Annotated in this window: 30 protein-coding genes; 28 read left to right on the top strand and 2 right to left on the bottom strand. The window is 30.5% G+C overall.

Annotated elements, in window-relative coordinates:
- Window positions 1-52: 52 nt before the first annotated feature.
- Window positions 53-352, top strand: a complete 300-nt coding sequence (locus P3X86_RS05630) for a type II toxin-antitoxin system HicB family antitoxin (RefSeq protein ID WP_483291652.1) — start codon at window positions 53-55, stop codon at window positions 350-352.
- A 176-nt stretch (window positions 353-528) separates the two neighbouring features.
- On the opposite strand, the gene P3X86_RS05625 is transcribed toward P3X86_RS05630, so the two are convergent.
- The gene (locus tag P3X86_RS05625; RefSeq protein ID WP_483291651.1) at window positions 529-666 is read right to left on the bottom strand and encodes a hypothetical protein; all 138 of its coding nucleotides are present in this window, start codon (window positions 664-666) and stop codon (window positions 529-531) included.
- A gap of 220 nt (window positions 667-886) precedes the next feature.
- Window positions 887-2071, bottom strand: a complete 1185-nt coding sequence (locus P3X86_RS05620) for a DEAD/DEAH box helicase (protein WP_483291650.1) — start codon at window positions 2069-2071, stop codon at window positions 887-889.
- A 255-nt stretch (window positions 2072-2326) separates the two neighbouring features.
- On the opposite strand from P3X86_RS05620, the gene P3X86_RS05615 reads away from it, so the two are divergent.
- The 27 genes from P3X86_RS05615 (at window position 2327) to P3X86_RS05485 (ending at window position 22830) form a co-directional block, all read left to right on the top strand.
- Window positions 2327-2488, top strand: a complete 162-nt coding sequence (locus tag P3X86_RS05615) for a YqzN/YkzM domain-containing protein (RefSeq protein ID WP_483291649.1) — start codon at window positions 2327-2329, stop codon at window positions 2486-2488.
- Between the two features lies 1 nt (window position 2489).
- Window positions 2490-3815 (top strand): phage tail sheath family protein, encoded by a 1326-nt coding sequence (locus P3X86_RS05610; protein WP_483291648.1) that lies wholly within the window; start codon window positions 2490-2492, stop codon window positions 3813-3815.
- 1 nt (window position 3816) lies between these two features.
- Entirely contained in the window at window positions 3817-4287 is a 471-nt protein-coding gene (locus P3X86_RS05605; RefSeq protein WP_483291647.1) for a phage tail tube protein, read from the top strand.
- A 13-nt stretch (window positions 4288-4300) separates the two neighbouring features.
- The gene (locus tag P3X86_RS05600) at window positions 4301-4717 is read left to right on the top strand and encodes a phage tail assembly chaperone (RefSeq protein WP_483291646.1); all 417 of its coding nucleotides are present in this window, start codon (window positions 4301-4303) and stop codon (window positions 4715-4717) included.
- Window positions 4718-4731: 14 nt separating this feature from the next.
- Entirely contained in the window at window positions 4732-4893 is a 162-nt protein-coding gene (locus P3X86_RS05595; RefSeq protein ID WP_483291645.1) for a hypothetical protein, read from the top strand.
- A 21-nt stretch (window positions 4894-4914) separates the two neighbouring features.
- A complete protein-coding gene (locus P3X86_RS05590; RefSeq protein WP_483291644.1) occupies window positions 4915-6720 on the top strand; it encodes a phage tail tape measure protein in 1806 nt (601 codons plus the stop codon).
- 14 nt (window positions 6721-6734) lie between these two features.
- Window positions 6735-7358 (top strand): LysM peptidoglycan-binding domain-containing protein, encoded by a 624-nt coding sequence (locus P3X86_RS05585; RefSeq protein WP_483291643.1) that lies wholly within the window; start codon window positions 6735-6737, stop codon window positions 7356-7358.
- An 8-nt stretch (window positions 7359-7366) separates the two neighbouring features.
- Window positions 7367-8335 carry an XkdQ/YqbQ family protein gene (locus P3X86_RS05580; protein ID WP_483291642.1) on the top strand — a complete coding sequence of 323 codons (969 nt, stop codon included), beginning with the start codon at window positions 7367-7369 and terminating at the stop codon, window positions 8333-8335.
- Between the two features lie 13 nt (window positions 8336-8348).
- Complete coding sequence (locus tag P3X86_RS05575; protein WP_483291641.1) at window positions 8349-8711, top strand: DUF2577 domain-containing protein; 363 nt, start codon at window positions 8349-8351, stop codon at window positions 8709-8711.
- A 1-nt stretch (window position 8712) separates the two neighbouring features.
- Entirely contained in the window at window positions 8713-9108 is a 396-nt protein-coding gene (locus P3X86_RS05570; RefSeq protein WP_483291640.1) for a DUF2634 domain-containing protein, read from the top strand.
- Window positions 9109-9111: 3 nt separating this feature from the next.
- Window positions 9112-10185 (top strand): baseplate J/gp47 family protein, encoded by a 1074-nt coding sequence (locus P3X86_RS05565; RefSeq protein WP_483291639.1) that lies wholly within the window; start codon window positions 9112-9114, stop codon window positions 10183-10185.
- A complete protein-coding gene (locus tag P3X86_RS05560; protein ID WP_483291638.1) occupies window positions 10182-10724 on the top strand; it encodes a putative phage tail protein in 543 nt (180 codons plus the stop codon). Before P3X86_RS05565 ends, P3X86_RS05560 begins: the two co-directional genes overlap by 4 nt.
- Window positions 10712-11326 (top strand): hypothetical protein, encoded by a 615-nt coding sequence (locus P3X86_RS05555; protein ID WP_483291637.1) that lies wholly within the window; start codon window positions 10712-10714, stop codon window positions 11324-11326. Before P3X86_RS05560 ends, P3X86_RS05555 begins: the two co-directional genes overlap by 13 nt.
- Window positions 11327-11336: 10 nt before the next feature.
- Window positions 11337-11648 (top strand): hypothetical protein, encoded by a 312-nt coding sequence (locus tag P3X86_RS05550; protein ID WP_483291636.1) that lies wholly within the window; start codon window positions 11337-11339, stop codon window positions 11646-11648.
- A 2-nt stretch (window positions 11649-11650) separates the two neighbouring features.
- On the top strand, window positions 11651-11800 hold the full coding sequence (locus P3X86_RS05545; protein ID WP_483291635.1) for a CD1375 family protein: 150 nt from the start codon (window positions 11651-11653) through the stop codon (window positions 11798-11800).
- A gap of 58 nt (window positions 11801-11858) precedes the next feature.
- The gene (locus tag P3X86_RS05540) at window positions 11859-12917 is read left to right on the top strand and encodes a baseplate J/gp47 family protein (protein WP_483291634.1); all 1059 of its coding nucleotides are present in this window, start codon (window positions 11859-11861) and stop codon (window positions 12915-12917) included.
- Between the two features lie 15 nt (window positions 12918-12932).
- On the top strand, window positions 12933-13526 hold the full coding sequence (locus tag P3X86_RS05535; protein ID WP_483291633.1) for a putative phage tail protein: 594 nt from the start codon (window positions 12933-12935) through the stop codon (window positions 13524-13526).
- On the top strand, window positions 13526-13801 hold the full coding sequence (locus tag P3X86_RS05530; protein WP_483291632.1) for a hypothetical protein: 276 nt from the start codon (window positions 13526-13528) through the stop codon (window positions 13799-13801). Before P3X86_RS05535 ends, P3X86_RS05530 begins: the two co-directional genes overlap by 1 nt.
- Window positions 13798-15435: a hypothetical protein gene (locus P3X86_RS05525; protein WP_483291631.1), complete on the top strand. Its 1638-nt coding sequence runs from the start codon at window positions 13798-13800 to the stop codon at window positions 15433-15435. Before P3X86_RS05530 ends, P3X86_RS05525 begins: the two co-directional genes overlap by 4 nt.
- Window position 15436: 1 nt before the next feature.
- On the top strand, window positions 15437-15685 hold the full coding sequence (locus P3X86_RS05520) for a hypothetical protein (protein WP_483291630.1): 249 nt from the start codon (window positions 15437-15439) through the stop codon (window positions 15683-15685).
- A gap of 2 nt (window positions 15686-15687) precedes the next feature.
- The gene (locus P3X86_RS05515; RefSeq protein WP_483291629.1) at window positions 15688-15843 is read left to right on the top strand and encodes a CD1375 family protein; all 156 of its coding nucleotides are present in this window, start codon (window positions 15688-15690) and stop codon (window positions 15841-15843) included.
- A 219-nt stretch (window positions 15844-16062) separates the two neighbouring features.
- Window positions 16063-16380: a DUF898 family protein gene (locus tag P3X86_RS05510; protein WP_483291628.1), complete on the top strand. Its 318-nt coding sequence runs from the start codon at window positions 16063-16065 to the stop codon at window positions 16378-16380.
- Window positions 16381-16981: 601 nt separating this feature from the next.
- The gene (locus P3X86_RS05505; protein WP_483291627.1) at window positions 16982-18337 is read left to right on the top strand and encodes a hypothetical protein; all 1356 of its coding nucleotides are present in this window, start codon (window positions 16982-16984) and stop codon (window positions 18335-18337) included.
- Between the two features lie 199 nt (window positions 18338-18536).
- Window positions 18537-19952, top strand: coding sequence for a hypothetical protein (locus P3X86_RS05500; protein WP_483291626.1), 1416 nt, complete (start codon window positions 18537-18539; stop codon window positions 19950-19952).
- Between the two features lie 2 nt (window positions 19953-19954).
- A complete protein-coding gene (locus P3X86_RS05495) occupies window positions 19955-20611 on the top strand; it encodes an ABC transporter ATP-binding protein (RefSeq protein WP_483291625.1) in 657 nt (218 codons plus the stop codon).
- Window positions 20601-21806, top strand: coding sequence for an ABC transporter permease (locus P3X86_RS05490; protein ID WP_483291624.1), 1206 nt, complete (start codon window positions 20601-20603; stop codon window positions 21804-21806). The genes P3X86_RS05495 and P3X86_RS05490 overlap by 11 nt, the downstream gene beginning before the upstream one ends.
- Window positions 21799-22830: an ABC transporter permease gene (locus tag P3X86_RS05485; RefSeq protein WP_483291623.1), complete on the top strand. Its 1032-nt coding sequence runs from the start codon at window positions 21799-21801 to the stop codon at window positions 22828-22830. The genes P3X86_RS05490 and P3X86_RS05485 overlap by 8 nt, the downstream gene beginning before the upstream one ends.
- Window positions 22831-23005 lie beyond the last annotated feature (175 nt).

The raw sequence follows: 23005 nt of genomic DNA, 5'->3' as shown, positions 1-23005 counted from the left end.
AGTATGCTATAATTTATAATAACAATAAGCAATAGCTAGATAGGAGGAAATTATGAGAATAGGCTACTATGCTATTTTAAATTATGATGAGTATGATAAAAAAGAACAGAAATATGGCATTAGCATATACTTTCATGATATACCTGAGTGTATAAGCTGTGCTAGATCAGAAGAAGAAGGTATAAAAATGGCTGAGGAAGTATTAAAATTGTGTACAATTGATATGCAGGTTTACAAATTGCCAAAGGTAACAGCATTAGATGATTTACAATTAAAAGACAATGAAAAAGCTTATTTTATTACATATAATACAGAAGACTTAGATATGAGTAAGTTTGCTTTCTATAACTAAATGAAAAGAGTAATACGAATAACTTATAGATCGAGCAAAGAAGCATATGCGTTGGATAAACCATAAAGAATGAAGGGAAGTAAAATGAGGGGTGGTATAAACCCCTCATATAATGAGAAATAAAAATCTACTTTTTATTATGTAAATTTTAAGTTCTATTTATATTCATGTTAAAGCTATCTTTCACTTATAATGTGAACTGCCATATTTTTCACATCTGATTGATCATCGTCAGGATAAGGGCAACCACACGCAGTTCCAGAAATAGGGCTTATTGGAGCAGTTACTGAGAATCTCTTAGATAAATTTTTCATGTTTATATACCTCCTTTCACTCATAATATTGGGTCTAATCTGTACGGTTGACAACAATATAATCAACTGAGCTAACAAAACGGCTTGTAATAATCGAATTGTTCTTTTTTATATGTTCCGTACATTTGGTATGATGATATGAAAGGACAAAATGTTCCAGAAATACAAGAAAAAATTGAAAAATATTTAAAATACAATAAAAACATCAGGTATTTTACATTTATTTCAATTGGTTTCTTAACTTGGCTGTTTTTTTACCATTTTTATTATGTGCATTAGTGGATATTTCTTTATTTGGCTTAGAAACACGTATCCTATCAATTTTCATTTTGATAAAAGATTCAATAGCTTCCATACGTCTTTCATCTTTTTGGGTCAATATAGTATATGCAACACCAATGTTACCAGCACGTCCAGTTCTACCTATCCTATGCACATAATTTTCAGGCTCATCTGGTAGGTTATAATTAAAAACATGTGATACCCCTTCTATATCTAGTCCTCTAGATGCAACGTCTGTTGCAGTTATATATTTTATATCGTTATTTTTAAATTCTTTCATAACTTCTTCACGCTTTGCTTGTGTTAATCCTCCATGAATAGTTCCTACATTTAACCCTAAAGCTTTCATATCATCACATAGCTTTTGAGTACCAACCCTTGATCTACAAAATATAATAGCTTTATTTGGAAAATCTCTTTTTACTATTTTAATAAAATCATCAAACTTTTGTCTATTAGATGTTTCTACAATAAACTGTGAGATACTTTCTAGGGTTACTTGTTTTTTTGGAGCTTTAACAAATTTAGGGTTTTTCAAATACTTGTTTGCAAATAAGTCTACGGATTGACTGATAGTAGCAGAGAAACATAGAGTTTGCTTATTAATAGGTAAATTGTTTATTATATTGTCTATGTCTTTGATAAAGCCAATGTGAAACATTTGGTCAGCTTCATCTACAACTAGTGTCTTTACATGTTTAAAATCAATAGCGCCTCTCCTTAGATAATCTAATATCCTCCCTGGTGTTCCTACTACTAGATTTACATTGTTTTTGAGTTTGTGCAATTGGGCTAGTACGTCTTGACCGCCATAGCAAGCTAAAACATTTATAGGTTTTACATGGGTTAACTGTTTAGCAACATCTGTAATTTGTATAGCTAACTCTCTAGTAGGTGTAACTATTAATGCTTGAATAAAATCGTTGTTTTCATCTATATTTTGAAAGATAGGCAATAAAAAGGCATAGGTTTTTCCAGTGCCAGTCTGAGCCTCAGCAATCAAGTCACCTCCTTTTAGTATATGAGGTATACTTAAAGTTTGTATTGGTGTTGGTGATGATATATTAAGGCAATCAAGTGCATAAACCAAATCGCCTTTTATTCCTAATTTGTAAAATGACATTTCTTTGACTCCTTTACAGCAGATTATTACTATTATATCACACAAAATAAAAAAAATTTAAAAATGTGGTTGTTAAAAGTCTTAGTTATCGACATATATATATGAGAAGATAAAAAATAAAAAAAATTAAAAATGATGGTTGTTAAAATCCTTTCTCATCAACATATATAGTGAGAGGTTTTTTTATTACTCTTTTTTAGTATTTGCAGAGTTTAAAGAACAAAGGATACAAATCAAAAATAGTGAGGTGGTTAAATGGCTGTAAAAAAATCTTTTAGCGTAAATGAATTGTTAGAGAGCAACCAATTAACGATTTATGAAAAAGATATTCTAAAAGCACTAAATGAAAGTGGGAAGCTTACAGTTAACGAAGCAAAGAAAAAAATCAATCAATTTTTAAAAAGGAAGGTGAAGTAATATGAGTAGAACATGGGAATCACAAAACAAAGTAAGACCAGGAGTTTATATCAATACTTTTGCATCAAAACAAAGTCAACTAGCAAATCCAGAAAGAGGAGTTGTATCTTTACCACTTGAGCTTAACTGGGGTAAAGAAAGAGAGATGATAGAGATTACATCTGCTGACGTAAACAATTTATTTGACAGATTAGGATATAATATCACAGATGATGAGTTAATCTTAATAAAAGAAACACTAAAGAGATCAAAAACATTACTATTATATAGAGTTAATAGTGGTGAAAAAGCAACTAAAAAATATGGAGCTAATTTGACAGCTACTGCTGTATATGGTGGAACTAGAGGAAATGATATTGCTGTTGAAGTTTTAACTGATGTAGATAATAGTGGAAAATTTATAGTTAAGACATATATAGATACAAAACTAGTTGATGAGCAAAATGCTGGAAATGTAGCAGAACTTAAAGTAAATAAGTTTGTAACATTCAGTGGTACAGGAGCATTAGCGGCAGCGACTTTAACAAAGCTATCAGGTGGTACTAATACAGCTGTAGTAGCAGAAAATTACTCTAGCTTTTTAGTGGAAGTGGAAAAAAGAGCTAGAGAAATAAACACTATAGGTTATATAGGAGTAGATTCAGCTATTAAAGCACTATTCAAGGTATTTATTAAAAGAATGAGAGAAGAAGAGCAATGCAAAATGCAAGCAGTATTAGAAAATTATCCAGAAGCTGATTATGAAGGTATTATATCTATAAAAAATGGTGTAATCATATCAGGTGGAAGACAAGTTTCAGCGAGTGAGTGCGTTGCTTATGTAGCAGGTGCAACAGCAGGAGCTAATGTAAATGAGTCACTTACTTATAGTGCATATGATGGAGCTATAGATGTCAGCACTATATTGACAGGTAGAGAGATAGCAGATGAGCTTAAAAAAGGTAATGTTGTATTTGTAAGAGATGGAAACTTGGTTAAAATAGAGCAGGACATCAACACGCTAACTACATTCACAGATGAAAAAGCTAAAACATTTAGAAAAAATAGAGTAGTAAGAGTATTAGATGGTTTCAATAGAGATGTAAAGAGAATATACAATGATTTCTTTATAGGAAAAGTTGATAATGATGAAAGTGGAAGAAATGCGTTAAGAAATGAGATACTTAAACTTGCAAAGTTCTACGAATCAATCGGAGCAATCCAAAACTTCTCATCTGAAGATATCAAAGTAAAAAAAGGTACAGATAAGGATAGTGCTGTAGTAGTTTCAGCAATCCAGCCAACAGATTCAGTAGAAAAAATCTATATAAATGTGGAGGTATTATAATATGGCACAAATTTTAAAAGCAAAAGATCAAATAAGCGGTAAGGAAGGAAAAGCATATGTAATAATAGATGGACAGAGACAATTTTTATTTACTGCTAAAAAAATAGAAGCAAAGATTGAGAAAGAAAAATCAGAAAGAAAAGCATTAGGTAGACGTGGAACTCAGCACAAGACAATCGGATGGAAAGGTACTGGAACATTAAGTATATTATATGCTACAGATTTATTTAGAGAAATGATTTTAAAATACATCAATGAGGGTATAGATATTTACTTTGACTTACAAGTTATTAATGATGATCCTCAAAGTGAAGTAGGTGTACATGAGACTATGTTAACTGACTGTAATATAGATAACAGTATAGTAGCGCTATTAGACGACAGTGCAGAAGTACTAGAAGAAGAAGTACCTTTTACATTTGAAGATATTGATATACCAAGAAAATTTAAAAAACCAAGCTATGTAGATTAGGAGGATATAAAAAATGAGTTTGAATGCTTTTTTTGCAGAAAATGTTGAACAACCAAAAACAATCAAGAGAGTAATATCATCAAGATTTAAGGATGATAAAGGTAATCCTATTGAGTGGGAGTTCGTGCCAGTAGGAGAAAAGAGAAGTAAACAGCTAAGAAAAGAAGCGACTAAAGAAGTAAGAGTTAAGAAAAATTTATACAAAGACCAAACGGACTATGAACAATATTTGCTTAAATTAGCAGTTGAAACTATCAAGTATCCAAACTTACATGACAAAGCATTACAAGACAGTTATGGAGTAATGGGCGGTGAAAGTTTATTGCAAGAGATGCTAATAACAGGTGAATACACACAACTTGTACAAATAATAAATGAAGTCAACAAATTCGATAGCGAGGCAGAGCTTGTAGAAGAAGCAAAAAACTAATCAAGGAGGGCGATATGATGGCTATAGTATGCCATTATGCCCTCCATAAACTTCATAAATTGCCCTCTGAAATCATGGATTTACCAGATAGAGAGAGGGCATTTATTATTGCAAGTATAAGACAAAAAGTTGAAGATGATAGAAAAGAATTAAATAAAGCAAAATCTAGGAGATAAATAGTAAAGGAGGTGTATAATATGGCTGTTAGCTTAACTAAAAAAGTAGATTCTCCTAAAAAACCAGACACAAAAGAATTAGTGGATAAACTCAAAGCTGCATTTAGTCATTTAAATCCAAGTGTTTTAGTAACCCAAGGTGTAAGTGCTTTTAGAGAATATGAAGAAGCACTAGAACAAGTGCAGAGTTCTTTAGGAGCTACAGGTAAGCAGATGACTATTATAGATGAAGCTTCTAGAGTGTTAGGAGATACTACTAAATATACTTCTACAGATATTGCAGGTGCATTTGTAAGTGCCTCTGAAGCAGGTATTGGGTTTAAAGATTCAGTAGATGCTATGCCGAGTATATTAAATATGGCAGCAGTAGATGGGATGGATTTTGCTACATCTGCCCAATATATGGAGCAGTTTATGTCTGGATTAAATATTAGTGCATCGGAAACAGAATCATTAATAGACAAAATGGCGCAGACTACTAAAATATCAGGTACAGATATGACGAGTTTGGGAGATGCACTTATAACTAGTGGAGAATCTTTAACTAAATTTAAGGTAGGGATGTCAGATGCTAATGCTATGCTTGGTACGTTAGCACAATCGGGAATAGAAGGTTCTGGTGCAGGAGCATTGTTAGGAGATATGCTTGAAAATGTGTATAGCTCATCTGGAAAAAGTGCAGATGCATTGCGCACGCTTGGTATAGCTACGACAAATGCAGATGGCTCATTCAAAGACATTACTACTATTATGGGAGAATTAGATAGCACCATGCAAGGTGGTTCGCTAGATAAATACAAAGAAACTCTCAGTACTCTATTTAATATAGAAGATGATGGTACGTTGACATCTATGATAGAAAATATGAGCTCAATAGGAGAAAGTAAAGCCCAGATAGAAGCAAGTGATGGTGTAGCAAGTGAAATGGCAGGCGAAGATGCTGGAGCAAGCATAGACCAATCACTAATAGATATAGGAGCATCACTTGCCCCGATTATAGATTACCTAAATGAAATCAAAGAAATTGCCATAGCACCATACATTGAAGCATTAGCAACTTTCGCAGGAATGTTCTGGGCAATAATTTCCAATTTATTAATCCCACTAGGATGGATTTCTTCATTGTTTAGTATATTAACTCCTCTTATATATGGATTAGTTGGAGCGTTGCTTGCGTACATGGCAATACAAAAAGCAGAAGTAATATTTACAAACATAAAAAAAATACCAACATTGCTCAAAGAAATGGCAACAAAGGTACTAACATTAGGGCCTATAGGACTTATCATCATGGCTGTATCGGCTATAGTAGGAGTATTAGCGTGGGCTGTTAAGAAATTTGACTGTGTAAGAGTAAAAGTAATAGAGGTGCTGAATTTCTTTATTAGGCAGATAAATAAGATACTAAAATGGATTGGTAAAGAGATAAATGAGTTATCTGATGATGCATTTAAAGGCAAAAACTATAATGATGTAAAAGACAAAAACAAAGATCCAATGAAAGAAATATATGAGAAATACGGGAAAGATGGTGAAAAATATAAGATACCAGAGCCACCATTAGAAGTATCAACACCACCAACTGGAGGTTTTAAAGTAGACTCAGTAGGTAAAATCGAAAACAAAGATAGTATGGGTGATGAAGAAATCAAAATACTAAGAGATCTTGCAACTCAAGATGCAATAAATAAATATTCGACACTTGCTCCAAATATAAAGATAGAGTTTGGAGAAGTAAAAGAGACAGCTGATGTAGAAGTAGTAGCAAAGAGATTAGAGCAAATCTTAGTCGAGCAGATAGCAATAAGCAGTGACTTAGCGTATTAACAAGGGGTGAGGATATGCAGTACAATATTTTTATAAACAATCTAAAAATACCCGTTTTGCCAGAAGAAATAAATGTAGATAGAAAGAGCAACAATGACACTACAAACGTACTTGGTCTAGGAGAGATAAGTAGGATAAAAAGTACCAAATTACGAGAGGTATCATTTAAAAGCTTTTTTCCAAAGAATGTAGCACCCTACGTCGTAGATAAGAAAATGTTACTTCTAAAACCTTCACAGTATGTAGATTATATCGAAGCGATAAGAAAGAATAAAATATATATTACACTTAGAATAAGTGGTGCAATAGATATTGATATGAATGCAACTATTGAGAAGTTTTCAATAAACGAAAAGGGTGGAGAGCCTGGTGATATATATTATAATATAGCTTTCAAAGAATACAAAAACTTCAGTTTAACAGAGCTACAAATAAATGATACGGAAGTAGAAGAAAAAAATAGTAGACAGTCGGATAAAGATATCGATAGAACATATACAGTAAAAAAAGGTGATTGTCTATGGAAGATTGCTAAAAGAGAGTTAGGTGATGGCTCTAAATGGAGAGAACTAGCAAAGCTAAACAATATAAAGGCTAAGTATGTATTACAAATAGGACAAGTTATAAAACTTAAGTAGGTGTTATTATGGACTATGAATTAGTAATAGACAATAATCAAAACGGTAAAGCTTATAAAGCTACTAGATTAATTAAATCCGTTGATATACAAACAGACATAAGTGGTAAGCCAAGTAAAATGAACTTTCAGCTAATAAAAGATGATAATATATGTTATTTTGAAGGTAATCATGTGAGATTTTATGCAAATGATAAGCCTATTTTTTATGGCTATATATTTTCAAAGAGTAGAGGAAGCGACCAAATTATCAAGACAACAGCCTATGATCAACTAAGGTATTTAAAAAACAAGGATACTTTTGTGTTTTTCAATCAGACTGCAAGTGAAATCGTAAAAACGGTTGCAAACAGATTTGGACTTAAAGTTTCAAAGCATATAGCAGATACAGAGCATGTCATACCACAGATGATTATGGATAATAAAACAGGAATAGATATCATAAAATCAGCACTTGACAGAACGCTTATAGCAACTGGAAACATGTATATACTATATGATGATTTTGGTTTTTTGACATTAAAACATATAGAGGATTTAAAAACTAATCTAGTCATAGGGGAAGGATCACTAGCAACAGACTATACTTATAAAACCAGCATAGATAATGCTGTTAATCAGATAAAGATATCAAAGAAAGATAAAAAAACAGGTAAGAGAATAGGCTATATAGTAAGAGATAGTAACAATATTGGAAAATGGGGACTATTACAGGATTTTAGTAAGGCAAAAAAGGGTGAAAATGAAGCACAAATTAAGCAAAGAGCAGAAAATATGTTAAAACTAAAAAATAAGGTAGGTAGGACGCTTAGTATACCATGTTTAGGAGATTTCAGAGTTAGAGCAGGTACTGGAGTATATGTAAAACTACCAAACGTAGGAGACATTTCATACGATAAATATTTATTAGTAAAGAGTGTAAAACACAAGATAGCAAAAGAAGCACATACCATGAATATAGACTTATTTACTATTTAAGGAGATGATTATATTGTTAGAACCGATACAATCAGCAATAAAAAACTATCTAGAATCAGCTGATTTGGCTGATTTATTATATGGTGTTGTTACTAGTATATCTCCTCTTAAAATAAAAATAAATCAAAAGCTTGAGTTGCCCTCTCAAGCTTTATTGTTAACTAGTAGCGTCATAAAAAAAGAGATAGAGTTAAAGCATGTTCACAAATACGAGGATAGCACAAAGGAATCATCCACAGTAAAAAACACACAAGAAGCTTTAAAAGAAAAAATAGTAATAACAGAGGGGTTAAAGATAAACGATAAAGTAATGTTATTGAAAGTAAACAATGGACAAAAGTATATTGTTTTAGATAAATTGCAGGAAGGTGAATAATATGTTACCAATATCAAATTTACCAATAAACATAAAAAAAGTGAGAAAGCCAAGTAAAACTTACAAGCTTGACTTAGAGGGCAAAAGGATTGTAGGGTTTATAGATAAGCTAGATGCAATAGAGCAAAGTGTAAGAAAAATCTTAAGTACTGATAGATACAAATATCTTATATACAGCTGGAACTATGGATTTGAAGGAAATAGTCTTCTAGGACAAGATACTGATTTAGTCAAGATAGCAATAAAGAGAAAAATCAAAGAAGCATTATTAGTAGATGATAGAATAATTGACGTATCTGATTTTGATGTAAAGGGAGTAGGAGACAGTGTTACTTGTAGCTTTACAGTTAACAGCGTAGAGGGCGTATTTAAGACCTACTATGAGTTGGGGGTGTAGCATATGGACAGATATAAAGACCAAACATTTGATAATATAATGAAAAGAATGCTAGCTAAAATCCCAGATAGCATAGACAAAAGAGAAGGTTCGATAATATATGATGCATTATCACCAGCTTGTAGTGAACTATCACAACTTTATATTGAGTTAAACACAGTTCTAGAGTTAGCCTTTGTAGATACAAGTAATAGTACATGGCTAGATAAAAGATGCGCAGAGCAGGGTATAGCGAGAAAAGAGCCAATAAAAGCACAGCGAGTAGGAGCATTTGATGTACTAGTACCTATAGAATCAAGATTCAGTATAGATGGTATAAACTATAAAGTTATCAAATCAATAGATAGCACTTCTAATGATAAAAAATACATATTAGAGTGTGAAAAAGCAGGTACGATAGGAAATGAGCCTATAGGTAATTTAGTACCGATAAACTATATAGCAGATATTGATAGAGCAGTCTTGACAGATATATTGGTAGCAGGAACAGAGAAAGAAACAGATGAGTCGCTCAGAGCTAGATACAAGCAAAAAGTAAACCAATCACCAACAAGCGGAAATATTTTTCACTACATGAAATGGGCAAAAGAAATAAAAAATGTAGGTGCAGTGAGAGTTATTCCAGTATGGGATGGTACAAATACTGTAAAGGTATTGTTGACAGATAACAATTTAAGAAAGTCAACAGATGAAATAGTCAAAAACGTGCAAAACCATATTGACCCAAGTGTATCAGGTCTAGGAAAAGGAGTAGCACCAATAGGGTGTAAATGTACAGTACAAAGCGCAGATGAAAAGACTATAAATATAACAGCAACAGTAAATGGAACAAATGCAAGTAAAGTAAAAGCTGTATTTGAGAGCAAAGTACAGCTATATTTTAATAATTTGATAAAAGAAAAGTGGCAGTCAGGTGAGAGTTACAGTGTTAGTTATCCAAAAATAGGAGCATTGTTACTAGAAAGCATAGTAAGTGCAGGGGGTCTAGATTATAGCAATCTATTGATAAACAAAGCAACAGGAAATATACAGTTAGACAACAATATTCCAGTAGTAGGGTCGGTGATATTAGGATGAAGCTAATCGAATACTTACCCGAAATGTACAAAGACGTATTAGAAGTAAAAGAGATAATGAAAGTAGAAACCATAGAAATCACTACTTATAAAGAGCTATTATCAGAGCTAGAAGCTCAGATGTTTATAGACACAGCTACATGGGGATTATCACTATGGGAAAAAAGTCTCTCCATAGAGTATAACCCAGAGTTAAGCTATATGGAGAGACGAGGAAAGATAAAGAGCAAGCTGTTTGGAGTAGGAAAAGTTGATGATGTATTGATAAAATCCATAGCTGATTCATGGACAAATGGAGATGTAATAGTATCAATGAACAGTGGAAATGTAGGTATAGAGTTCACATCATATCTAGGTATGCCTAGTAATATGGACGAACTGAGAAAAACACTAAGAAACATGATACCAGCTCATCTAAAGATAATGTACAAATATGCCAGTCTTTTGATAAGAGATATAGAAAACAAAATGACACTAGGGGAGTTAGAGAATACCCCTCTACACAAATTTACCGGAGGTGAAGAAGAATGGGTTCAGTAACAGATAACTTAAAATTATATAAGGCTAATCCAGTAGAGGATAGAGATGAGAAGTTTGATATTAAGAAGATGTTTAATGATAATTGGGATAAGGTGGATGGATTAGTTGATAACATTAACAATATAAAAAATGGGCAACTACAAAATAATTTAAATGCAGATATGCTAGATGGGAAGCACGCAAGTGATTTCAAACTTAAAAATAGTTTTATTAAATTACCTAATAGATGGGATATATTATCTGGAAATATATCACCATTCTTATATTTAAATCCTATAGAGGGAGCGCGATTAATATATTTAACTATATATTTATCAGTTAGAGATTTTCCAGCAGATGGTTATCAGACTAATCAACTAGATGTTGTTCTTCATAGAGTTAATAATAGTTGGAAATACAAATCTTATAGTTGTTATATTGATTTTGCAAATGATAATTTAATAAGTGTGAGTGCAGGATATGCAGGGATAACAATAGGTACAGCTTGTTATAGTGATGGAAGAATAGGATTTTTAATATCACTAAGTACAAACGCACAATATTTAAACAAAAGTAATAAGACTGAACATATAGCTAATATAACAGCTATATCATATGCATAGGAGGGATAATATGATAGTTAGACAAGACAAAAACTATGGAACAGATAGTTCACGACCTAACACCGATTGGGAAAATGCAGGAAATTATGTTGTAGATGAAACTACTGAAGAAGGGCAAAGATTAGCGAATAAAATTAAAAAACATGCTCCTTATTTTGATTTTGTTTTAAATGATGAAGGTAAATTAATAGATATAATACCAATAAAAAGTAAAAAATATAACATTACAAATGAACCAATTAATAAAGAGAAAGTAGCTATAGCTGAGGCTATAATAGATTTAAATAATCGGATATCTAAATTAGAGGGAGGGAGAGATTAATAATGGAATTGAAATCATATTTGATAAAAGCATATTCATATCTTGTTAAAACTGGCAAATGGGAATTAGAGAGAACAGAGGGAAGTACTAAAGATTCAGTACCAGAGGAATATAGAAATATTGTAGCAGAAAATATAACAGAGGATAAATAAGGGAATTTAGTTTAAATAATAGTTTTAGAAGACTTTTATTCAATAAGGAAGTGATAAAATGCAAAACTACAAAAACAAAACCTTCAACAATCTCATGTCAAAAGCACTAAAACACATCCCAGATGACATAGACAAAAGAGAAGGTTCTATCATATACGATACACTATCTGCTGTGCTTGTTGAGATCACGCAGGAGTATATTGAGCTTGACAATATATTAGAGCTTGGATTTGTGCAGACTTCAAATGGAGATTGGCTCACAAAGAAGTGTGCAGAGTTAGGTGTTAATAGAAGATTATCTTCAAAGTCCCATAGAAAAGGTGTATTTAATAAAGAGATACCGATAGGTGCTAGATTCAGTATAGAAGATACCATATATACTGTAGTAGCACCTATTGACGTTTCAGGAGATGAAAAAGAGTACAAGCTAGTAGCAGAAAAAGCAGGAGTGAAAGGAAATAAACCATTTGGTAAGCTATTGGCTATATCTTATATAGAGGGACTAGAAAAAGCAGAGCTTGAGGATGTATTGGTTGCAGGTGAGGAAGAAGAGAGTGATGAGAGTTTACTAAAGAGATACTTAGCATATGCCAACAAACCAAGCTTTGGAGGAAATAGACAACAGTACATTTCGTTTGTAGAGGAAATGGATGGAGTTGGAGAGGTCAAGTGTTATCCACTTCATAATGGAAGAGGAACAGTAAAGCTAGTAGCTATAACTCCAGAGAAACAACCACTTAGTAGTGAAAAGATAACAGAGATACAGAATAAAATAGATCCTAAAAAAGATGGTATGGGAGATGGATATGCACCTATAGGTCATATAGTGACAGTGAATACAGCAAGTGAGACTAGCATTGATGTAGCTGTTGATGTCGATTTAAAAGAAGATGTACAAATAGATACGGTAAAAGAGGAAATAAAGTCAGAGATTAAACAGTACTTTAAAGAAAATAGCTTCAATATGGCTACAATCAGAGTAAATACAATTGGTGGAATAATCATAAAGCATGATGATGTACTTGACTATAGAAATTTAACCTTAAATGGTGGGACTTCTAATATCACAGTTAACGAAGACAGTATTATAGTATTAAAATCACTGAATGTTCATTAGACAGGAGGTAATTATATGAAAGAAAATAAAACAGATATAAAGCACAATCTACCACAGTACTACCATGATATAAAGGATATTGAGTATCTGAGTAAAAGCTTAAATGCTCTGCTTGATGATTTAAAGCAGAGCAGAGAAGCTATATCTAAGAATTTTTTCTTGAGTGATATGGACGAAGTAGGTATCAAAAGATGGGAGAGAGTTTTTAATATCAAATCAAACAAAAATGAAAGTATTGAATTTAGAAAGAATAGAATTATATCAAAGTATCAAAGTCGTCCACCTATAACAATAAGAAGTCTAGAAAACATACTCAACAACTATTTTGATAAACGAATACTGAGTATAAAGCTTGTTCCAAACGAATATGCCTTTAGGATAGAGTTCATGGCAACAGATGCTACGCTTTACAAAGAAATAGAAAAGCAAATCAAAGAACTGAAACCAGCGAATATGGAGCACATACCAACTCCAAAAGCAAAATCATATATAAAATTTAAATCAACAGCAAAGAAAATAGATATAGAAAGAAAAACAAAGCTAGGAACTACATGGATACTAGGAGAAACGCCTTTTGGTGAAGTAAAAAATGAGGAGGTGTTATTTTAATGAGGTATATATTAGAAAAGACAGTAGAGAGACTATACGAGCAGGACATAACAAAAGTACTAGTAAACGACACGCTAGAGATAACTAATTTTAGCAAAGTAAAAGATTCAAACAAACTAAAGTTAGAATTTGAACTTAGAAAAACTAAAGTAGAAGTAGTGACAAACTATAAGCTACTAGACAGCAATGACAACATAATAGACGAAAGAAACATATATGTACCAATAGATGGCATCACAATAATTAAGCACGAGATTGAGGTGATTAGCCAGTGATAGACTACAATCCAAAGACAAATTGGCAGAGAAATGAGATTGTATCAGAGAGTGATTTTAACAGAATAGAGCAGGGCGTAGCAGATGCATATGAAAGACTTACAGATGTAAAGACAGAGGTAGATGATAATAAAAATAAGATAGGTGATTTGAGTTCTTTAACCATAAGTAATAAGTCTGATTTGGTTAGTGCTATAAATGATATAAGCAACTCTAAGAGTAAACCAAATGGGATTGCAAGTCTTGATAGTGATGGTAGTGTACCAGTTGAACAGTTAAAAAAAATGCTTGAAATTATAAATACAGAATGTAGGGAAATAGCTTTTGATATAGAAGATTTTAATCCAATTGCAAAAAATATTTCTTTTAGTGAATTTAATACCTATAAACTACCTAAAATAATTAAACATTACAATACTAAGACATATATACCTGAAATAAACTATGATATCACAGTAGTTCAAAATGGAGGCGCTATTGACATTAAACCAAATAGTATACATTTAGGTGGAGACCAAATAGTTACGGTTGTTAACAGAAAAACTTATGATTTGACTAATGTAGAATATATAGACTTTCATTATAGCGCTAAAAATGAAAAAAATTCTGGTTCACCTATTTTTGGCGTTATATCAAAACCAGATACAGGATGGGCTACTTTTGATCACGAAATACGTTCAACTCACGGTGGAAGTGAATCATCTCCAAATATTGCTCGATTAAATGTAAGAGAATTAAATGGTAATTATCTAATAAAATTTACGAATAATCAAGCTAACGTTGGGATTTACGACGTAAGAATTATTTTCAATTCATCAGTAGGTAAATTACAATGGTTTTCTAAAGGATTAGAGCTAGCAAAGAATATAAATTCTGCTATATTTACATATGATATTATTATGGATAGAGTTTATAATTTTGTTAGTTGGAAATCTATAAATGCTTTAGTAAATACACTGGAAAAAACAGATATAAAATTCGATGTATACGACATCAATGATAATTTATTATTAACTGATTTAAATAGCAATAGTCCTCTTAATAATCTTAAAAATAAAGGAATAAGATTAAAGATTAAATTTTATCGAGAAAACATAAATTCTTCACCAACCCTATCATTGGATTCTTTAAAAGTTAAATATTTATTTAATGTTAACAGTAAATCATGGAGAAAATTAGATGAAATTATAATAGAACAGGATACACATGAATTAGTTATACAAACAAAATACGAATGCTACAATGAATATAGGATAGTCGGAACAAAACTCTCAGCAACAAATTGTAACACATATACTTCATTAAAAGGTTATATAAATAAAGACAATAATGAGTATGGTTATAGATGTTCATATATAGAAGGGACAAATGTTATAAATGAAAGTTGCAATAAATTCATAGTTGGCAAGTATATGATTCCTGAAAATGGACAAGGTTGTTTTGATATGACTATTGTATCACATAAAGATACAAATACAATGATTAGTTATATGTATGCTAGTAATAGCAAATCGGCTGCTATAGGAAGTGGGCAAATACTATGGAAGAAAAAAGATAAAATTGATAGTATAAAATTTATGGCATATAATAGTAAATTACAAACAGGTTCAACTTTCGAGATATGGGGGCGATAATATGAGCAAATATATTCATGATGAAAAAGGAATATGGAAAGTTCAAGGTTGTTGTAAGATGTTAGTGGAACTGTCCGATCAAGAACTAAAAAAAAGAAATATAGAATTTAAAAAAGAAGCACTAGAGTATAAAATAAAGGATGATAAACCCATTAAAATAGAAAAAGATTTTGCAGAATATATACTTGATACAGAAAAAAGAATAGAAAGATTACAAAGTGAGATAAACAATTTAAAAAGGAAGTGTTAATGATGACCAAAGTATTAAATAGATGGAAGATAAGAGCTTATGCAACATTAGTTAAAGCAGAAAAATATATTTTGAGAGAAGAAGATAGAGAGTTCGATAACCAAGAATTAGTGCCAAGAGAATATCAGATTGCAGTTGCTGATTTTTTAGTAGCTTAAAGTATATTGATGCTAATTACAACAGTATTTCAAACACATAGAAATGCTGTTATTACATAACATATAATTTCAAAAAACATAACAAAATTCCATAATTCAAATAAATTCGCTATAAAACAAGATAAAATAATAAAAAATACCAATAAATATATTGAAATTACATATTATCCATGATACTCTTGTATAGGAAATTATAATAAATTGTAGGGGGTTGATGTTATGTCAACAAATAGTATGGCAGAAAGCCAATTCGATGGTAATGTATTAGGTTTTCTGGGAATTCATTTATTAGCAGGCTTGATAGTTATGTGTACGTTAGGAATATGTACCCCTTGGGCTATATGCAAGCTTCAAACATGGTATGCTGAGCATACAATAATTAATGGTAAGAGATTAAAATTTACAGGGACAGCTATGGGGTTATTTGGAATATGGATAAAGATATTCTTACTAACTATAATAACATTAGGTATATATGGCTTCTGGGCTTCATTAACAGTTAAGAAGTGGATAGTTAAGCATACACAATTTGCTTAAATACTGAAGTGAGCAATTAACCCAAATTCTACAACAATGTAGAGTTTGGGTTTTGTTTAACGTATGGGAATATCTATTGATATCCTTCAGACTGTAGACAAAAGTACAATTTCTGCGTTGTTGTTAAAATTTCCGTTGCTCACTTACCTCTAAGTAAGCTGTGCTACTCAATTTTAACACGCCTTGAAATTGAATTTTTACTAAAGTCTGCTATCTTGATGACTTTGTGGAAAATACTACATTTATAATAGTAGTAAGAAAATGTTACAAAAAAATAAGATATCAAGACAACTTGAAAGCTGAGATACATATTACTAAATTTTGAAATCAAAGTTTTTCACTGAACTAGAAAAATAATTGAACTGCAAAACTATTATAATGAAGAGTAACAACACGATTTACAGAGATAACATCATTAAGTAATATTACTTATATACTACACAAAATACACATCAGCGTACTAAAATTAATAGTCTTCTCATATTAATAAGATGTATCACTATAAGGAAATATATGAACACAAATAAATGACTTGACAAAATAATACAACATTTATATGATTGAACTAATAATAATAATCTTTACTGTGGGAGGAAATATAATGAAAAAAAGAAGTTTTGTAGTGTTTTTGTTGGTTTTTGCTTTGATGGTGAGTAATATCAGCTTTGCAGCAATAGAAGATAATAATAAAGCTGCAAATGATTTGTTAAAAGCAAGCATAAATAGAATAAAAGCAAGAAACGTAAGCTCCAACATTGTGATTAAGTTTAGCGTAGACGAAAAAAAGGCTATTGAGAAAGGCGTATTTGAATATTATACAAAAGACCCTAAAGCAATGGTTAAGTATTTGAATACAATACTAAAAAAATTCACATATGAGTACAATGTAAATCTTGTAACCAAAGAAGGATATAAAGATACATTTAAGCTTAATGGTGTAACTGGTGCTTACTATGATAAAAAGGATATAATAGAGGGCAATTTTTACTTTAAGCCTTGGGAGTTTGGTATAGGATCAGATTTATTAGATGGAGTATATGCACTCAACCTTAAAGATATGTTTTCTGACTATTATATAAATAGTAAGATATTTGAAATTGAACTTGATGATTACATAAAAGCGTTGACTAAAACTGACAAAAGTTATACAAAATTAGTTAATAATTTAGATTCATATAAAAATGTATTACTTGATTTTTATAAAGTAAGGATAGAAGATATAAAAAATGATGATATAAGTATTAAAATAGGTAGTAGAAAACGAAATATAGATGTAAAAAAATATAAACTAAAAATAAAAGCGACTGATATGATAGACAATGTTATTAAGTTATTAGAAGTAGCTAGAGATGACGAGAATTTAAAAGCATTTGTTATTGATAAAATGAACGATATAGAAAAGGTTGCAATAAAAAACAAAGACTATGAAAAATTTGGTGTTACATTGGAAGTCTTTAAAAAAGGCATGAATGAAGTTAGAGAGACACTTGATGTATACTGGCCAACTATATGTGATTCGTTAATCAATAAATATTATGACATTTATTATACATTTGATGATACAGAGTATGAAGTATATATAAGCGTAGATAAAAAGAACGTAGTTAGAAGAGTAGAATCAGATATAAATATAGACCATGTTGTAATTAGCGTAGTTCAAGATTTCAATGCTTACGGAAATGATGTAAAAGTAGAAATCGATGAGAAAGACACTAAGCACAATCTAGCAGAAATGTTTAAATCACATTATAGCTCAAACAAAGGTGAGTTTATGTATGAATATGTTAAATGCATTATAAAGATTTTTGAATCAGATGGTTTTGAAAAGTTAATAAAAGATTTGAAATACTATACAAAGATATTACCTTCAGACGAAAGAGAAGAAATCAAAACTCAAATAGATGAAGCTGTAAATGCTATTAAGATGTATTTACCAATGCTTTTAATGAATTATTAGTTGTATAAAGGGTTGGATTTGGGTATTTTGTACTATATTCAACCTTTTTATTTTGTAACGATTTAAGCTAATGAAACATACACTAACAAATATGTATATATTAGTACATCTATATATGCATACTATTAACTTGACAAAAATGTCTGTTGACTATATGATGTTATAGGTCAATATGTATAAAACAAGAGGGGGCAATAAAATGAAAAAAAGAATTTTGATTACAATTCTAGCTATGCTTGTATTAGCTTTTGGAGTTGTTGGTTGTGGTAATGATGACAAAGGAGATGCTAAAGGAGCAAGTTCAGAGGAACTTAAGCCGTCAGAGATATTAGTTGAGGCAATGCTAAATGGTTTTAAATCTAGAAACGTAAATGCAGAAGTATCTATTAAGGCGAAAATTAACGAAGAAAAAGCTGTAGAGAAGAAACTTTTTGAAGGAATGACAAATGATCAAGCAGCAATGGCTAAGTTTGTTAATTCACTCTTAGAAAAAACAGAGTTAAGATATGGTGCAAATATTATAACAAAGGATAATACTGACGATTTATTTAAGTTAGATTTAGGAATAGGATTATACTATGATAAAAAAGACTTGATAAACGGTACAATGTACATGAAACCTTGGGAAGTAGGATTTGCTGTTCCTCAGTTAACAAGTAAAGCGTTAGCATTTGATTTTGGAAAAGTACTAGGGCAAGAAGAAAGTATTAAAAAGCTTGAAGGCATCAAAATAGCTGATTACATAAATTTACTTACTAAAAAAGACAAGTATTATGATGATTTTAAAGCTAATTTTGACAATTATAAAAAAGTAATGGTAGATTACTACGAAGGAAAAGTTGAAAAGCTTAAAGAAGATACTATAACAGTTAATGTTTATGGCAAAGAACAAAAAGTTGATGTTACAAAGTATAAAATGAACTTAGACCTTAAAAATGCAAGTGATGTAAATGTTAAACTTGCAGAAGTAGCTAAAAAAGATAAAGCATTAAAAGCATTTATATTAGCTAGACTTGATGATTTAGAAAAATTAATGCTAGAGAACAAAGATTATGAAAAATTCGATGTTACTGAGAGTGAATTTAAAGATAATATAAAAGAAGCTAAAGAGAGCATAGAAAAAGACTGGGATGAATCCTTGACTGGTATGATAAAAGCATTTAAAGAACAAAACATAGCTAATAAATTTGTAGAAGGAAAAGAAGATTTAGATTTTGAAGCAGAATATATTTGTTCAGTAGATAAAGATGGTAGACTTAGACAACAAGAATGTAATTTAAAAATGGATGTAGTAGATTTATATATGACTATTACAATGAATGCATTTGGAGATGATGTAAAAGTAGACCTACAAGAAGATATCGACAAAATTGATTTAGCTCAAATAGAGACTAATACTGACTTACAAACAGAATTAACTAACGATGTCATTTCAAATCTTGGTAAAGTATTAAGCTCAGAAGCTGTTGAAGAAATATTAAAAGATATAAAAGAAAATTCTAAGATGTTACCAAAAGATGAAAGTGATTCAATTGTGGAGTTTATAGATACACAATTCAATCAAGTTAAAATGATGTTACCTTTTATATTAAGCCAGTATAAATTAGGTAGATAGTTTTGATAAATGTAGAAAATGTATCTAAAAAGATACAAAATAAAAACATCTTAGAAAATATAAATTTTAGATTATTAGATGGAGATGTTTTGGGTATTGTCGGTCCTAATGGGACCGGCAAATCTACATTAATATCCGTAATGTCTTCGGTAATAAAACCAACAACAGGTAATATTTCGTTTTATGAAAATGACAAAGTTATCACTAATAATATTAAGTCTAAGATAGGATATATACCACAAGAAATAGCCTTATATGAGGAGCTAACTATAAAAGATAACTTACTATTATTTGCGCCTTCAAAGTTTACAAAGCATGAAGCTTTAAATAGAGCAAAAGACATATCAAAGAAATTGAGTCTCGTTAGAGATTTTGATACTCGAGTATCTAAGCTCTCGGGAGGAACTAAGAGAAGAGTGAATATAGGAGTTGCACTTATGACAAGTCCTAAATATATTTTTATGGATGAACCAGTAGTAGGAGTAGATTATACTGTCAGAAGAGATATAGAGCAATTCATAAGGAATTTAAAAGATAGTGGTAAGATTATAATCATAGCAAGTCATCTAGTAGAATTCTTGGAAAACACGTGCAATAAGCTTTTAGTCATAAAAGAAGGAAAACAAGAATATTTCGGAGATTTTGAAAATGAATTTTAATATAATTAAAAATCAAAAAAAATTATACATGTTAGTAAAAATGGAACTAAAACGTATTATGGGGCAATTATCTAATCTTGTTTTATTAGGTATAGTGCTGGTCATTTTTATTAACATGTTTATTTTTGTGTTCAACAACAAAGGTTTGAAATTTGATGCTAAAGTAGCATTAGCTATAGAGGATAAATCCTTTGAAGTAGGTACGTTGATTGGAAATATAACAAATAATAAATTAAAAAACATAATCAAGTTTGAAGACACAAGTTTGGATGAAGGATTAAAGCTATTAAGAGAGAACAAAGTGATAGCTATAATAAATGTCAAAAAAGGAACTACAGATACGTTAAATCGTTGTGATAAATCATCGTTTGATTTATATATAAATGATGAATCAAATATACTCGTTAAGTTCCTTGTCGAATATATAGATTCTCTAGTAGAGGTACTCAACGAAGGGCAACGAGGTGCTATGATTTACTGGAACATAATGAAGACAAATGGCTATGACTATAAAGAAAGACTAGGAGAATTAAACAATATCGCTATGAGCTATATTAGTAACTTTTTAAGCAGAAGTAGCGTTTTTGAAGAATCAGAAGACTTGGATAAATACAATGGCTCAGTTATTGATTATTATTACATATCAGCTATATTGATAATAGCTATATTATTGATTAATCTCTATCATGCAGATATAGATGATGATTTTAAAGCAAATAGGATCACTCGGTTGTCTTTTAGTGATATAAAATGGCATGATGTATATATAGCAAAGGCAATAGTAGGTACTATATATTCAACTATAATAATATTACCTTTTATGATAATACGTATGAAATTTCTGGAGCTATTTTCATATTCAAATCTACTTCAAACATTAGCCTTTATAATGCTTGGTAATATAATAATAAACCTTATAGTAATCTCAATGAAGCTAGCATTTAAAAAGAGCAACATCATATCAGTAGTACTGTGGGTTGTAATATCTATTACTAGCGGAATAATCATACCACTTACATCTATGAATAAAATGTTTAGGGTTTTGAGCAGGATAAACATTTTATCAATTAGTCATACAGTTTTAATGAGTTTAAATGTATCTAAGTACGATATAGCAGTATGTATAGCTTATATTTTAACTACAATAGTTATACTTCGCAAAGCATATTATAAAAGGATGTGTAAGTATGATTAGATTATTAAAATACAAGTTTAAAAATAATTTATTAAGTAGAACTAATATATTGACAACAATCATAATGATAATAGTTATAATATCTATATGCGGTATAATAAAAAGCTATCAAACAAGCACGTCATTATACAAGGTGGCTGTAATTGATAATGACAATACACCCACATCTAGTGAATTAATAGATGATATAATAGCTTATAAACAAATAGATGTTACTATTGAAGAAGATAAAGAAAAAAGCATGATTAAACTAAGCAGAGGGAATTACGATGTAGTATACGAAATCAAGGATGGCTTCGAAGATAAAATAAAAAAAGGAAAGTTTGATAATATTTTAGTTGCTAATAAAGAAAGTACATCACTAGGTGTAAAATGGGTTAACGATAAAGTAAGCTTGATTGTCCTTAGACGTTGGATGTTTAGTGATATATATAAAAGAATACAGAAAGTATCAAAGGATTATGACAGAGAGAAACTAGAGCAGAGATTTTTAGAAGATAGCGATAAAACTATACTTGATGTTATTATACACAATGTAAATGATGGTAAAGTAGTAGAGATTAAAAATGATGACAAGAAAATATATAAGATAATATGGGCAAGTGTTATTCTATTTATCATTATTAACATAGGCAAAGAAATTATAGATGACAGGAACAATGGTGTGATTACAAGGCTAGAATTTGCAGGCATCAATAAAATACAATACTATAGCTCATATATAATATATATAGTAATAGATATAATAGTCCCATTCGTAATAACTTACTTTACTTTAGGCTATTTTACTAGCATTAATAGTTTTGTAATAGATATTTTTATTACATTGATGTATATATGCTCTACATGGATTATTTTAATAATCATAACAAAGCTATTTAAAACAAAGAAGGGCTACATTTTGTGTTTACAACTGTATTTTTTAATATCTATTATTTTGGGAACGGGCATATTAAACCAAGCATTTAAATTAGTAGACAATATATCTAAATTTATACCAATGTATTGGTATATACACATATAAATGGAATGTATAAGAGAGAGTATGAAATATACTCTCTTCAGACCGTAGATAAAAGCCCAATTTCTTCGTTGTTGTTAAAATTTCCGTTGCTCACTTACCTTTAAGTAAGCTCTGCTACTCAATTTTAACACGCCTTGAAATTGAACTCTTACTAAAGTCTGCTATCTTGATGACT

The sequence above is a fragment of the Abyssisolibacter sp. ZYX002 genome (assembly GCF_056892235.1).
The sequence above is the reverse complement of the archived record's forward strand: the minus strand, read 5'-3'. Positions and strand labels throughout refer to the sequence as shown.